Annotated in this window: 14 protein-coding genes; 5 read left to right on the forward strand and 9 right to left on the reverse strand. The window is 31.9% G+C overall.

The features are described from left to right. Positions 1-18: 18 nt before the first annotated feature. The 7 genes from AC3QL1_RS09425 to AC3QL1_RS09455 all read right to left on the reverse strand — a co-directional run bounded on the left by AC3QL1_RS09425 (position 19) and on the right by AC3QL1_RS09455 (position 4,600). Positions 19-432, reverse strand: a complete 414-nt coding sequence (locus AC3QL1_RS09425; RefSeq protein WP_041517419.1) for an RrF2 family transcriptional regulator — start codon at positions 430-432, stop codon at positions 19-21. Positions 433-442: 10 nt separating this feature from the next. Then, the gene (locus AC3QL1_RS09430; protein ID WP_492497051.1) at positions 443-1,138 is read right to left on the reverse strand and encodes a tetratricopeptide repeat protein; all 696 of its coding nucleotides are present in this window, start codon (positions 1,136-1,138) and stop codon (positions 443-445) included. 141 nt (positions 1,139-1,279) lie between these two features. Beyond that, positions 1,280-2,107 carry a TPM domain-containing protein gene (locus AC3QL1_RS09435; protein WP_492497554.1) on the reverse strand — a complete coding sequence of 276 codons (828 nt, stop codon included), beginning with the start codon at positions 2,105-2,107 and terminating at the stop codon, positions 1,280-1,282. A gap of 3 nt (positions 2,108-2,110) precedes the next feature. Then, positions 2,111-2,548, reverse strand: coding sequence for a TPM domain-containing protein (locus AC3QL1_RS09440; protein WP_492497052.1), 438 nt, complete (start codon positions 2,546-2,548; stop codon positions 2,111-2,113). 67 nt (positions 2,549-2,615) lie between these two features. Further along, positions 2,616-3,197 carry a LemA family protein gene (locus AC3QL1_RS09445; RefSeq protein WP_492497054.1) on the reverse strand — a complete coding sequence of 194 codons (582 nt, stop codon included), beginning with the start codon at positions 3,195-3,197 and terminating at the stop codon, positions 2,616-2,618. Between the two features lie 45 nt (positions 3,198-3,242). Next, the gene (locus tag AC3QL1_RS09450) at positions 3,243-3,575 is read right to left on the reverse strand and encodes a MerR family transcriptional regulator (RefSeq protein ID WP_492497056.1); all 333 of its coding nucleotides are present in this window, start codon (positions 3,573-3,575) and stop codon (positions 3,243-3,245) included. 47 nt (positions 3,576-3,622) lie between these two features. Further along, positions 3,623-4,600: a M23 family metallopeptidase gene (locus AC3QL1_RS09455; protein ID WP_492497057.1), complete on the reverse strand. Its 978-nt coding sequence runs from the start codon at positions 4,598-4,600 to the stop codon at positions 3,623-3,625. A gap of 257 nt (positions 4,601-4,857) precedes the next feature. Here AC3QL1_RS09455 and alaS point away from each other — a divergent pair, with 257 nt between their 5' ends. Further along, on the forward strand, positions 4,858-7,494 hold the full coding sequence (gene alaS, locus AC3QL1_RS09460; RefSeq protein WP_492497058.1) for an alanine--tRNA ligase: 2,637 nt from the start codon (positions 4,858-4,860) through the stop codon (positions 7,492-7,494). 459 nt (positions 7,495-7,953) lie between these two features. Here the strand turns inward: alaS and AC3QL1_RS09465 are convergent, their stop codons facing one another. Then, entirely contained in the window at positions 7,954-9,699 is a 1,746-nt protein-coding gene (locus AC3QL1_RS09465; RefSeq protein ID WP_492497060.1) for an ABC transporter ATP-binding protein, read from the reverse strand. A gap of 451 nt (positions 9,700-10,150) precedes the next feature. On the opposite strand from AC3QL1_RS09465, the gene AC3QL1_RS09470 reads away from it, so the two are divergent. Further along, the gene (locus AC3QL1_RS09470) at positions 10,151-10,879 is read left to right on the forward strand and encodes a hypothetical protein (protein ID WP_492497062.1); all 729 of its coding nucleotides are present in this window, start codon (positions 10,151-10,153) and stop codon (positions 10,877-10,879) included. A gap of 250 nt (positions 10,880-11,129) precedes the next feature. Next, a complete protein-coding gene (locus AC3QL1_RS09475) occupies positions 11,130-11,918 on the forward strand; it encodes a hypothetical protein (protein WP_492497063.1) in 789 nt (262 codons plus the stop codon). Between the two features lie 80 nt (positions 11,919-11,998). Here the strand turns inward: AC3QL1_RS09475 and AC3QL1_RS09480 are convergent, their stop codons facing one another. Beyond that, positions 11,999-13,150, reverse strand: coding sequence for a M12 family metallopeptidase (locus tag AC3QL1_RS09480; protein ID WP_492497065.1), 1,152 nt, complete (start codon positions 13,148-13,150; stop codon positions 11,999-12,001). 157 nt (positions 13,151-13,307) lie between these two features. On the opposite strand from AC3QL1_RS09480, the gene AC3QL1_RS09485 reads away from it, so the two are divergent. Both AC3QL1_RS09485 and AC3QL1_RS09490 read left to right on the forward strand, forming a co-directional pair. Then, positions 13,308-14,105: a hypothetical protein gene (locus tag AC3QL1_RS09485; protein WP_492497067.1), complete on the forward strand. Its 798-nt coding sequence runs from the start codon at positions 13,308-13,310 to the stop codon at positions 14,103-14,105. 92 nt (positions 14,106-14,197) lie between these two features. Beyond that, positions 14,198-15,160 carry a GSCFA domain-containing protein gene (locus AC3QL1_RS09490; RefSeq protein WP_492497069.1) on the forward strand — a complete coding sequence of 321 codons (963 nt, stop codon included), beginning with the start codon at positions 14,198-14,200 and terminating at the stop codon, positions 15,158-15,160. Positions 15,161-15,288 lie beyond the last annotated feature (128 nt).

The following is a 15,288-nucleotide window of genomic DNA, read 5'->3' on the forward strand; positions in this document are numbered from 1 at the left end:
GAATTAGAAAATATTTTTTTATTTCTTTACAAGAGAGGCTATTGTGATGCCTTGCATTGCTTTAAGAGTTTCATCACGAATGATCATTAAACCGTGTCTGAGGCTGCATTCTTCCTCGGTTTTACAATCAGAACATGGTTCGTAAAAGTTTAACGAAGCACATGGTAAAAGCGCAATTGCACCGTCAAATAAACGGTGAATTTCTGCCAGAGTAATATCGTTTTTTGATCGTATCAAATAATATCCGCCAAATTTTCCCTGCTTACTGCTCACAAAACGTCCTCGTTTTAGATCTAATAAAATTTGTTCTAAAAACTTTTTAGGAATGTTAGCTCCATCAGCAATTTCTATAGTTCTAGAAATGTGATTTTCGTCTTGTTCAGCTAAATAAAGTAAGGCCTTAAGGGCGTATTTTGCTTTATGTGATAACATCTGTTTTTAATTATTTTAATTTACAATTTTCAGTTAGTACTTCCTTTGCTGGTATATAACCAAGACTGACTGCTTTTTTTAAATCGGAGCAATAATCTCTTTTAATTTTAAAATTAATGAAATATAAGGCTCTGTTGTAATATCCTTGTGGATTTTCAGGAGCTAAATTTACAGCGGTGTCAAAATCGTTTATAGCATCTTTAGAATGAGTTAATGCCTTTGCAATAGCTCTGTTCTGAAATCCTTCTATCGATTTTGGGTTATATTTAATAACTTTGTCAAAATCTGATATTGCTTCTCTGTGTAAATTTAATTCGTTTTTTAACAATCCTCTATTTTCATATGCCTGAATATATTCAGGATTAATATCTATACATTTCGAATAATCATCGAGTGCTCCTTGGACATTTCCTAATTTAGATTTTAAAAAGGCTCTGTTGAAATAAGCTTTATAAGAGTTTTTATTTATTATAAGGCATTCGCTAAAATCATTAATAGCACTTTGATAATCCTTTAATTTTATATATAAATTTCCTCTGCTAAAATAGCTTTTAAAATCATTTGGAGTTAATGCGATAGCTTTGTTGTAATCAGAAAGAGCTTCATCGTAATTTTTGCTTTCATAATTGAAATAACCCCTGTAATAATAATTATTTACATCCGGGAATCGTTCAATTAAACTATCTAAGACTTTTAGATCTTTCATATTTTCAACTTTTTCGGTGTCGAAAAATTCCTGTGAATAGGAATTGAAATAGGAAAAAAGAAAAAATAGATAGATAATTTTCATATATAATTTAAAAACTTGAAACTAAAAATAACTAAAACCTGAAACAAAAAACAAGTTTTACCAGCCTCCGCTAGAACCTCCACCAGAGAATCCGCCGCCGCCAAAACCTCCGCCGAAGCCACCGCCTCCGCCGCCAAAACCACCACCTCCTGATGATCCGCCGCCGAAACCGCCGCCGCTTCTTCCAAGACTGCTTAGAAGAATTACATCCATAAGACTTGGACCACCGCCACTATTGCCTGAATTTCCTCCGCCGCCTCGTTTATTTCGGGACAGTAAAATTAATACAATTACAACAATAACAATAAAAGGAAAGATAGGGAAATTGTTTCCTTTGGTTTGTTTTCTTTCTCCTTTAAATTTTCCTTTAAAAACATCAATTATAGCATCAGTTCCTTTGTCTAAACCGTTGTAAAAACTTCCTGCCTTAAATTCAGGAATGATGATATTTCTAATGATTGTTCCGCCAATTCCGGCCGTTAAGCGATCTTCAACGCCGTATCCGGGATTAATGGCAATCTTTTTTTCGTTTTTGGCCAATAAAATAATTACACCGTTATCATCTTGTTTTGTTCCTCCAATTCCCCAGGTTTGTCCCCATTTTGTGGCAAGCTGGCTTACATCTTCACCTTTTAAACTTTCAATTGTAATAACAACAATTTGAGTTGTGGTAGAGTCTGAATAACGAATTAGTTTTTCTTCAAGCTGTGCTTTTTCTGATGCACTTAAAATATTAGCATAATCATAAACCGAAGTCTGCTTAGCCGGTATTTCAGGAATATCAAATTGAGCAAAAATATTGTTGCAGATAAAAAACGCGATAAACAAAAAAGTAAACTGAAAAATTCCGTTGGAATTTGAGATTTTATTTGTGGAAATTTTCATCATTTATCCTTTTGAAATTTCGTTTGATAATTCGTTTGTGTCACCTTCCGACCACGGAAAATTCTTTTTTAATTGTTCGCCGGCGTTCAAAATACCGTCAACAATTCCTTGTTTAAAATTTCCTAATTTAAATTGTTCCGCCATTTTATCTTTGGTACAATCCCAAAAATCCGGTGCAACAACATCATTTATGCCTTTGTCTCCGCAAATTGCAAAGCTTTTATCTTCAACGGCAAAGTAGAATAAAACACCGTTTTGAAGTTGGGTTTCATTCATTTTTAATTCAAGAAAAACTTCTAAAGCCCTGTCAAAAGGAACTTTAGAAGTTGTTTTTTCTATATGTACTCTAATTTCGCCAGAAGTGTTTTTTTCGGCCACGCGAATAGCTTCAACAATTTCTTGTTCTTCTTCTTTGGATAAAAAATCTTCTACTTTTGACATTGAAATAATTTTAGAGTTTAGATTGCTGATTTTAGATTTAATATTGTCTAAAATAGTTAATTCTGTTTTAGAATTTTACTTCCACTGGTTTATCAGCTCCTGTAGAAGCTTCAAAATATGGTTTTTCTTTATAGTCTAAGAACCATTTGTTTGGAATTGAAAGAATGTAACCGTTATATTCCTGAACAGATTCATTAAAACGAGTTCTGGCAGTTAAAATCTGGTTTTCTGTACTTGCAAGTTCATCTTGTAATTTCAGGAAATTTTCATTTGCTTTTAACGTTGGATATTGCTCAACAGAAACCAATAATCTTGATAATGAAGAAGAAACACCGCTTTGTGCCTGATTGAATTCTTTTAATTGTTCCGGAGTTACGTTACTTGGATCAACTGTAACAGAAGTTGCTTTTGCACGAGCTTCGATAACAGCAGTTAAAGTCCCTTTTTCAAAATCAGCAGCACCTTTTACAGTATTTACTAAGTTTCCAATAAGGTCGTTACGTCTTTGGTAAGCGGTTTGTACATTTCCCCATTCTTTATTAACTGCCTGACTTTTTTGCAAACCAGTATTTTTAATTCCAATTGACCAAAAAGCAATAATAGCGATAAGTGCTACAATAATTATTACGGGGATTAACCATTTTTTCATGTTTATCTAATTTAAGTTTGTTTCTAATTTAATTATTAAAATATATTATAATTCGTTTTTAATTTCTGTTAATTGTGTTTTTATGGTCTCTAATTTACGTATTATTTCGAATTTATCTAATGTTTTCTTCTGTCCCTCTTTCAAATGCGTTTTGGCACCATCAAGTGTAAAACCGCGTTCTTTAACCAAATGATAAATCAATTGAAGATTCGTAACGTCTTCAGGCGTAAACATTCTGTTGCCTTTCGCATTCTTTTTAGGTTTTAGAATATCAAATTCGCTATCCCAAAAACGTATCAAAGATGCGTTGACATTAAAAGCTTTGGCTACTTCGCCAATGCTGTAATATCTTTTATCTTTAGAAAGCTCAATGTGCATGATTTTTATTTTTCTTATTTATTCCAAAAATACTACTTTTTATAGTATTAATCTAATGACTGGTTTTCCTGGTTTGCCATTTGTGAAATAGCCACATATTCGACTGCCGAAATATTTCCGTAATAAAAATTTATCGGATTCACGACTTTTCCGTCCTTGTGTACTTCATAATGGCAATGCGGTCCTTCAGATCTTCCTGTACTTCCCACATAACCAACAACATCGCCTCTTTTTACATGTTGTCCCGGCCTGCAATTGTATTTGCTTAAATGTGCATACAGACTTTCGTATCCAAAACCATGCCTGATCACGACATGATTTCCAAATCCCGAGGCGGCAGCATCCGCTCTTGCAACAACGCCATCGCCGGTAGCATAGACTGGAGATCCTGTAGGGGCGGTAAAGTCCATTCCGTTGTGCATTTTTCGCACTTTCGTGAAAGGATCAATTCGATATCCAAAACCTGACGCGACACGTTTTAAGTTTTCATTTCGAACTGGCTGAATGGCAGGAATTGCCAATAATAAATTTCCTTTTACACTCGCCAATTTCAAAATCTCATCTAACGATTTTGACTGAATCGCCAATTGTTTTGAAAGCTGATCAATTCGTTTTGTAGTATTCAATACCAATTGCGAATTGTTATAACCTTCTAAATCCTTGTACCTGTTAATGTCTCTAAAACCGGCTTTTCTGATAGAATCCGGAATTTCAGCTTTATTAAAATAAACCCTGTAGATGTTGTTGTCTCTTTCTTCAAGCGCGTCGGCAACATCATCAATTTCATCCATTTTTTTATTCAAAATGGCATATTTCAATTTTAAATTTTCGATTTCGCGGGTTTGTAAGCGATCCTTCGGAGTTTCGAAATAAGGTGTGTTAATTAAAAGTACAAAAACCAAAAATCCAAATAGCGCTGAAGCCAGCAAAAACAGTAATGCGTAACCGATTTTGATTCTTTTTCTGGTTTTTATTTTCGTATAAGCCAGATTTTCTGAGTCGTAATAATATTTTACTTTCGCCATATTTTAAAATACCCTATTTTTGCAGCTTGTAAAATAGTTTGTCGAACAAATTTAATAAATGTTTCAGTTGTTCACTGCTTTTTTAAAGAATAAAATCAATTAGATAATCGGGACAATTCGATAATTAGATAATGTATTAAGTAGGAGATTTATTGTCTAAAGCAGTAAGTTTTTTAGTTTAAATTATCAGATTATTAAATTGTTACAGTAAGTAATTTTCTAATTGTCACATTATCAAATTGTCACATTAATAAAATATGAAATCACAAGACGTACGTAAACAATTTTTAGACTTTTTTAAGAGCCACGGACACTTAATTGTTCCTTCTGCTCCAATCGTTCTTAAGGACGATCCAACACTTATGTTCAACAACTCGGGAATGGCCCAGTTTAAAGAATATTTTTTAGGAAACGGAACGCCAAAAAGTAAAAGAATCGCCGATACGCAAAAATGTCTTCGTGTTTCAGGAAAACATAATGATCTTGAAGATGTAGGTTTTGATACGTATCACCATACTATGTTTGAGATGCTTGGAAACTGGTCTTTTGGAGATTATTTCAAAAAAGAAGCCATCAACTGGGCTTGGACTTTATTGACAGAAGTGTATAAAATTCCAAAGGAAAATCTTTATGTTTCTGTTTTTGAAGGAAGTAAAGAAGATAATGTTCCTTTTGATCAGGAAGCCTGGGATATCTGGAAAACTTTAATCGATGAAGACCGAATCATTCTTGGAAATAAAAAAGATAATTTCTGGGAAATGGGAGATCAGGGGCCATGCGGACCTTGTTCTGAAATTCACGTTGATTTACGTCCGGAATCTGAAAAAGCATTGGTTACAGGAAAAAGTTTAGTAAACAACGATCACCCTCAAGTAGTTGAAATCTGGAATAATGTATTCATGGAATTCAACCGTAAAGCGGATGGATCTCTAGAAAAACTTCCTGCACAACACGTAGATACGGGAATGGGATTTGAGCGTTTGTGTATGGCTTTGCAGGGAAAAACATCCAATTATGATACTGATGTTTTTACACCGCTTATCGAAAAAGTAGAACAAATTACAGGTTTAAAATATACCTCTGATGAAGTTAAAAACATCAGTGAAGAACAAAACAAAACTAATATTGCCATTCGTGTAATTGTTGATCACGTTCGTGCCGTTGCGTTTGCAATTGCTGATGGACAATTGCCATCAAACACTGGTGCAGGTTATGTAATTCGTAGAATTTTGCGTCGCGCAATTCGTTACGGATTTACTTTCCTGAATACAAAAGAGCCTTTTATCAATAAATTGGTTGAGGTTTTAGCCAATCAAATGGGAGAATTTTTCCCTGAAATTAAATCACAACAACAATTGGTTACCAATGTAATTCGTGAAGAAGAAGCTTCTTTCCTGAGAACATTAGACCAGGGTTTACAATTATTAGATAACGTAATTGCGCAAACTTCAGGAGCGGAAGTTTCAGGAGCAAAAGCTTTTGAATTGTACGATACTTTTGGTTTCCCGAAAGATTTAACAGCTTTGATCCTGAAAGAAAAAGGAATGTCTTTCAATGAAGCAGAATTTGATGCATCAATGCAGGAACAAAAAAATCGTTCACGTGCAGCATCAGAAGTTTCAACAGAAGACTGGTCGGTTTTGATTCCTGGAAATGTAGAAACATTTGTAGGTTATGATAAAGTAGAGAATGAGGTAAAGATTACAAGAATTCGTAAAGTAGATTCTAAGAAAGACGGAATTCTATATCAAATCGTTTTAGACAATACACCATTTTATCCGGAAGGAGGAGGACAAGTTGGCGATAAAGGAACATTGGTTTCTGCAAATGAAACAATCGAAATTATTGACACCAAAAAAGAAAACAACCTGATTTTACATTTGGCAAAACAATTGCCTGAAAATATTGAAGCGGGTTTTGTGGCAAAAGTAAATACTGATTTAAGAACATCAACTTCTAAAAATCACTCAGCTACGCATTTAATGCATTTGGCTTTGAGAAACCTTCTTGGAACTCACGTAGAACAAAAAGGTTCATTGGTGAACCCGAACTATTTGCGTTTTGACTTTTCGCATTTCTCTAAAGTTTCTGATGAAGAATTACGTCAGGTTGAAGCAAGTGTAAATACGCAAATTGAAGCACAATTACAATTAGTAGAACACAGAAACATTCCAATTAAAGAAGCATTAGATAAAGGTGCAATGGCTTTATTTGGAGAGAAATACGGAGATAATGTTCGTATGATTGAATTTGGTGACAGTAAAGAACTTTGCGGTGGAATTCACGTGAAAAACACAGCAGAAATCTGGCATTTCAAAATCATCTCTGAAGGTGCAGTAGCGGCTGGAATTCGTCGTATTGAAGCAATTACAGGTGATGCGGTAAAAGACTTCTATATAAATCAGGAAAATACTTTATCTGAAATAAAAGAAACATTGAAAAATCCTCAGGATATTTTAAAATCAGTGGCTTCTTTACAAGATGATAATGCGAAATTGAAAAAACAAGTGGAGCAATTACTGAAAGAAAAAGTAAATGCTTTAAAATCAGAATTAGAAAAAGATTTTCAAGAAGTAAACGGCGTAAATTTCCTTGCAAAACAAGTTGATTTAAGTATGGCTTCGACAAAAGATTTAGCTTCTGCTTTAGGAAGTTCAAAAGCAGATTCGTTTGTGTTTTTAGCTTCAATCGAAGATGGTTTACCAAATATTCATTGTTATATCGCTAAAGAATTGGTAACAAGCAAAAGCTTAAATGCAAATGCAGTTATCAAAGAATTAGGGAAATATATTGAAGGAAACGGAGGAGGACAGCCTTTCTTTGCATCCGGAAAAGGTAAAAATGCTGCCGGAATTAAAGAAGCTTTAGTTCATGCAGTTGATTTCGTGAAGTAAAGAAAAAGTTGCTAAGAATCTAAGTTACTAAGGTTCTAAGTTTTTTATAAGATTTATAAAGTAAACCCGACAGGTTTTTAAAACCTGTCGGGTTTTTTGTGTGTTTGTCTCATTTTATGTCATTTCGACGAAGGAGAAATCACACGCGTAACTCGATAAAGATTGGCGATTTTGATTGTAGAATTTCTAGTGTGATTTCTCCTTCGTCGAAATGACAAATAGTGCGTTAAACTTGATTATTTTAAAAAAAAGAACATTTTAGAAGGGATTAAAAAAAGGGCTTTAGCCAAACGTAACAGTTTTGCTAAAGCCCTTTCTTTAATTTATTTTTCCATCCAGCTAAAGCTGGACGCTATTGAAAAATACTTTGCGACTCTGCGTCTTTGCGAGATTATTTTTTTAAACAAAAGAACTCAGAACCTTAGTGACTTAGATTCTCAGTAACTTAGAATCTTAAAATTACTTTCTTTCCCCAATTTGTTGACGCCACATAGCGTAGTACAAACCTTTTTCAACGATTAAGTCTTCGTGTTTTCCTTGTTCGATAATTTTTCCTTGTTCTAAAACAAATATTCTATCAGCGTGCATTACGGTAGATAATCGGTGGGCGATTAAAACCGTGATTCTGTTTTTGTCTGATATGTTTCTGATTGTAGCATTGATTTCTTCTTCTGTAATAGAATCTAATGCAGAAGTCGCTTCATCAAAAATCAATAAATTCGGATTTCTTAAAATAGCACGAGCGATTGATAAACGTTGTTTTTCACCACCGGAAACTTTAATTCCGCCTTCGCCAATTGTCGTGTTTAAACCATCTTCGGCACGTCTTAGTAATTTATCGCAACTTGCTCTTTTTAGAGCATCGTATAAATCTTCGTCGGTTGCATTTGGTTTCACAAACAATAAATTCTCGCGAATCGTTCCTGAGAATAACTGGGCATCTTGCGTTACAAAACCTAGTTGTTTTCTTAAGTCTAGCAAATCTATATCGGTAGAATCAATATCGTTATAAAGAACTTGCCCTTCTGCAGGTGTGTACAAACCAACTAAAAGCTTTACCAAAGTAGTCTTTCCAGAACCAGACGGACCAACGAAAGCCACTGTTTGCCCTTGTTTGATTTCAAAATTAATGTTTTCGACAGCTTTAAATTTTGCCGTTTTGTGTTTAAAACTCACATTAGAAAAAAGTAAAGATTGAATCGCCGCAATATGTTTTGGACTCTTTGGTCGGAATTCTTTTGGAGCACTCAATAAGATTTTAAAGTTTTCCATCGAGACTTTGGTTTCATTCAAAGCAATGATAAAATTCCCCAATTCTTGTAAAGGACCAAAAATGAAAAAAGTAAAAAATACCATTGTAAGCAAATCACCCACAATAATTTTTCCTCCAAATAAGAAATAGTACAAAGTAAAAACAACGCAAGTTCTTAAAAAGTGAACAGTTGTTCCCTGAATAAAACTCAAACTTCTGATAAAACGGATTTTTTCTAATTCGAGCTGAAGGATTTTAAACGTATTTAAATTCAAACGTTTTTCTTCCTGATACGTCAAACCAAGACTTTTTACAAGTTCAATATTTCTTAAACTTTCGGTTGTAGAACCTGCCAAAGCATTGGTTTGATTCACGATTTTTTTAGAAACGATTTTTATTTTCTTTCCTAAATAAGAACTTACCAATGCAATAATCGGTGCGGTAACTAAAAAGATAAGTGAAATACGATAATCAATTCGCGCAACGTAAACAATTACAAATACGAAACCAATAACAGTCTGGAAAATCAAAGAAATGGAAAGGGTAATTAATTTTTCAGAATCAGAACGTACTTTTGTCAATTTACTTAAAGTTTCACCACTTCTCTGATCTTCAAATTCGGCATAAGGTAAATCGAGAGATTTTTTGATTCCGTCTGTATACATTTGAGCTCCGGTACGCTGAATAACTACGTTTGTAAAGTAATCCTGAAAGTTTTTGGTAATTCTGGAAATCATGGCAGCGCCAAGAGAAAGTCCTAACCAAAACGACAAGGATCTAATAAATCCCATTTCGTTTCCTTTGTATTTATGCAGTCCAACACCGCAATCTTGCATTAATTTACCGGTAATAATAGAATCTGATAAGCTGAAACAGATGTTGATAGCAGCCATAATCAAAGCAAAAAATAGTAGCATTTTATGTTTGATTATATAAGAATATAATAATTTCATAGATGAATTTGAGTTTATGGAAGATGCAAAAGTAGTGAATAGTTTGAGTTAATACAGAGGATTATTTGTTATTAAAAATGTAATTCTGTAAAATAGATTTCAGAAACTGAAATAATCACTTAAGAACTTTAAGTATGCTATAGATAAAAATATAATTTAAAAGTATTATTGATGATTTTATTGGTATGCTTTGCCAATCTAATAACAAATTTTTGATTACAAAAAATTAAGAAAAGAGCTAGGTATTTATACGGTACAGGATTATTTTATTTCATTTTTTTAAAAAACATGTAATTTGCTTATTACTTTGACTTTGAAATAATTAGAAATTTAGTTGCATGATATTAAACTACAATGTGATTTTATGTGTTAAAAAATGTTAAAAATTAATTTGGATTATACAAAGTGTTTCTATTACATTTATTTTAATTATTAATATTAAATTATAAAAATGAAAAAATTTTTACTTCTTTTTTGTGCTATGACATTAGCATTAACATCTTGTTCTAGTGATGATAATTCATCTGATACAGTTTTACTTAAAAAAGTTGTCCTAACGGGATCGGAAGGAAAAACTACAGTGAACTACACATATAATGGAAACAAACTTGTAAGCGTAGTTGATGATTTTAAAGTGATAAACATGCATTACACTTACACAGGAGATTTAATTACTAAAATTGATTTTAAACTTCCTGATGGATCAATAGAGCAAACAAATACATTTACTTACGGAACAGATGGAAAATTAGCCACTTTTGTTAGAGTTGAATTTGATGAAGATGACTTTAAAGGATACAAAGAAGTTTATACTTATAATGCAAATGGTACTATTTCTGTAAAAGCATATAACGGAGATGATAAAACTCAAACTAATGCTACTGGAACATCTACAATTACCTTTGTTAATGGAGATGTATCTGAAATTACAAGTACTAATTCACCTGATCACAAATATACTTACGATAGTAAAAACAATGCAGCTAAAAATGTTTTAGGTCTTGATAAAATTGCATTTGTAGATGGTGAAGGAACTGACGTTTTTCATAATCAACTTTCTGATACTGCAGACGGAGAAATTTGGTCTACTTACAGCTTTACATATAACGCTGATGGATATCCTGAAAAAAGTATTGATAATGAAGAAGGAGAAAGCTTTACTTCTGAATATTTCTACTAATAGTTAATTTTCCCCAAAAAATAAAAAGGCCAAATACTTTGTGTATTTGGTTTTTTTATTGGTGATAATTCGTGAAAACATTAATTCAATTTATTACAGTTATAGCGCTTTGTTTCAGTTCTTGTTTTGCCGAAGACAGAACTGATAAATTTGATTTTTAGTTTAAAAAAGATTAAACATTTGCATTTTTTTATTTTCGATTATATTTGCCCAATTGATACTATATAACCTTAAAAATAACCTATTAAAAATGAAAAAACTTTTATTGCTTTGTATCGCTTTGATTGCTGTACTAACTTCATGTGCTAATGATGATGATTCTATTTTAGAAGATACTTTGGTTTTACCTCAAACCATTACTTACACATATCCCATCATATCTCCGGGAACGAATGAAAAAAATACACTTACGTTTGATGGAAATAAAATTGTAAGTATTGTCGAATTTGGATCAAAAGTAACATTTACTTACAGCGGTGATTTTATTGTAAAGCAAGAAGCATTTGATGTAGATCAGCAAGGGAAAGAAACTAAACATAGTGAAGTTGGTTATTTTTATGAAAATGGAAAATTAAAAACCAGAACTTTTACAGATGGTATTTCTGTTAATAATCCTGATGGTCTGTATTTTGATAAAACAGTTTATACCTATAGCTCTAATGAATTAATTTCATATGTAAATTCTTCAGTTGATAAAAACACAAAAGAAGAAATTAAAACTAGTGAAGGTACTTTGACTTATAAAGATGACAATCTTGTCAAAGACCAACAAAAGTTTGATTCTACAACAATAACATTGTTTTACGAATACGATACAAAGAATAATCCACTTAAAAATATTTTAGGCTTTAATCTTTTACTAAATGAAATTAGTGAATTTGGAAAAAATAATATTGTAAAAACTACCAGAACATCATCTGATAATACAGCGGTTTACCTGACAAGCTATATTTATAATGAAAGTGATTATCCAAAAAAACGTAGTTCATTAGATAGCGGAGGTAAATCAATAGAATATGAAATTGAATATACTTATTAAGATTTGTAAAAAAATAAGTTGTGTAAATTAAGTCCAACATAGTTTTAAACTTGTTGGACTTTTTTATTAATCATTCCAAATTATATTTTCCCCTTTGCAGAAGACCATCGTAAAACTCCATTATGCATTAATTGCAGATCACCATCATCTTGTAAATAAAGTTTTGCTCCCGGAAAACCAGAAGTATTACTTGTCCATGTTATGGTTGTAGGAAGAGTGCTGAGTCTTGCGCCTTTAATTATAATATTTCCGGTTGTTGACTCGAAGTAGCAACTTGGTTTACGATTATAATTAGAATCTCCAGCTTCCCAAATAACTTTGTAGTCAGTAAGATCCATAACTTGTAGAAGGCCATTGTCAAATTCCAGCGAATATTTTCCATTAGGAGATTTTATGCGTTTGTTCCAAGGAAGATCGTTTATACTTTGTCCTGAATCTAAAACTGATACAATTGTAAACGGATACCATTCATTTATCGATTTCTTATCAATAATAGATAATTCTGTTGTCTGATATACGGCCACATGATCAGTTGTAAGAAATGCAGGTATATTATAGTGCATGATAGAGAGCGGATCATATTCGCTATAATTTGTACTGCTTGCTTTGTTGATTACAAATAGATTTACTTCTTCTTTTGTCCATCCTTGCGCATCGCTGTAATACTTATAAACCTCTGATAAATTCCATTTAATATTGGCATCAGGGTTTTTTGTTTCATGTTCTAAACCTAAAGCATGTCCAAATTCATGTAGTATATTGCGTCGGGAGCTTGGAAGATCAATGACATTCCCCACGCGCATAGTTGGTGTATTTTGAGCATTAGTATAAAGCGGACTTGGATACATTGGTATAGCTCCTAATTCAGACCAACTTCCACTACCCATATTAATGGCAATTTTAATATGGGAATCTTGATCTTTAGAAACATATTCAAATTTTAGATTTGCGTATTTTATCCACTCATCTGCATACTTTTTTACTATTTCATGTTGAGTTTCAGTACCATCTAAGAATTTAATTTTTATAACCTGACCAGTTTCCCATCTATGCCAATTTATAATCGTTGAACTTGATTTTGGAGTTGTTGTTTTTTGTGAATTTATTAAATCAAATGTACAAATTTCTGTTTCGTCGATAGGAGAGAATGAGTTTGTTGTAGTATCGTTATTCTTATCACAAGAGAAAAAAATAAATGTAAAACCAGCAATTACAAATTTTAGTTTTTTCATTTTATATCGATTAAAGTTAATCTGCAATTTGCATGTAAAAAGAGTATAAAAAAAGAGTAAATCCGTAGTATGTCTTAAAGTGTTGTAATTAAAGCTTATTGTGGATATAGCGCTTTTAAGAAAAGATTTCTTTTGTGTAATACATAAACTAAATAGTATGAAAAAGAATTTATTTTATTATTTGCCATTACTGCTTTTGCTTTTGAATTCTTGCTCAAATGAGGAGAGTAATAATGCTGCTAATTTAGTTTTACCCAAAACAATAACATATAAAGATCAAAACAACAACATTTATCAAACTACAGCTTTTACTTATGATGGTAATAAAATGGTAAGCATTTCTAATAAATTTGTAACTATTGATTTTGTTTATGATGGCAATCGAATAGTGAAAGAAAATCAATATCGGGATTATGGTAAAAGTTGTATTGAAAAATCATATAACTATTCAAATGATAGTTTAAAAACTGTCACAAAATTAGTAAACGGAAAAGAAACAAAATTTTTATATATCAATAATGGTCATGGTTCTATTAAAAAAGAGGTGTATGATTTTGACAACAAAACAGGAAAAGAGTCAAAAAGCGATGAAAATATGGTTTTTACTGTCTTGAATGGCAACATAGTTAAATCAGAATACAATTGGGGAGACGGCTATAATGTTATTAGTAATTCTTATTATGAATATGATACAAAGAACAATGTCTTTAAAAATGTTACAGGATTGAATTTACTAATTGATCAGTTTAATTTTGATGATGAAATGAATCTTTCTTCAGCAAATAATATAACAAGATATAAAGTTCATCATATTCAAAATTCAAAATCAACAATTGTATTTGAACCTTCCGGAAATGTTATGAAATACGAATACAATTCGAAAGGATATCCAACTAAAAAAACTACTTATGATTATACGGGAAATATAATTGAGATAATCGAATATACATATTAAGCAAAAAGCTTCTTTCACAAAAACCAAATACTTTCTGTATTTGGTTTTTTTATTGGTGAAAATTCGTGAAATTCGTGTTCAAATAAAAAGCCATGCAATTCAGAACCGAAATCCCAATTTCTAAAACAAATAATCCAATCGATTATAATTCGAAAGTGCTTTCATTTGGTTCTTGTTTTGCTGAAAATATGGCTGATAAATTTGATTACTTTAAATTTCAAAATGAAACAAATCCATTCGGAATTATTTTTAATCCGATTTCGATTGAGAAAGTAATAGAAAGAACAGTTCAACAAAAAGAATTTACCGAAAAAGATGTTTTCTTTCACAACGAACGCTGGCATTCTTATGAAGTACATTCCGATTTAAGCAATTCAGACCGACAGGAATTACTGGAAACTTTAAACAAAGCGATTTTAGAAACCAATAAAAAACTAAAAGAAGCCACACATATTATTATTACTTACGGAACTTCGTGGATTTACAAAAATCTGGAAAGTAATGAAATAGTTGCAAATTGTCATAAAGTACCGCAAAAGCAATTCGCAAAAGAATTATTATCGGTTGAAATAATCGAAAAAAGCATTCAAAACACAATCCATTTAATTCAGACGATTAATCCGGACATAAACTTCATTTTCACCATTTCACCAGTTCGCCATATAAAAGATGGTTTTGCGGAAAATCAATTAAGCAAATCCCATTTATTTGCGGCTCTTCATCAGACTTTAAAAAAAACTCATAACTCACAACTCACAATTCATAACTATTTTCCTTCTTACGAAATCATGATGGATGAACTTCGTGATTATCGTTTTTACAAAGAAGACATGCTGCATCCGAACCAGGTTGCGATAGATTATATCTGGCATAAATTCAGTGAAAATTATATTGCTGAAAACGCTGTTTCTACCATGAAAGAAATCGAAGAAATTCAAAAAAGCCTGCGTCACAAAAGTTTCAATCCGGAATCAAAACAACATCAGAAATTCTTAGCCAAACTTCAGCAAAGAATAAATCTTCTGGGCGAAAAATTGCCGCATATTAGGTTTTAAAAAATTAAATAAAACAAGCATTTATAAGAAAAAGACATTGTGTTTTAGTGTCTTCCCACCAAAATAAAAAGTAAGAAATTAACTATTTGTCAGTATAATTTTAGAATAATTGCGCATAATTATGTAAA

This window comes from Flavobacterium sp. GW823-FHT04A11, from assembly GCF_058796535.1.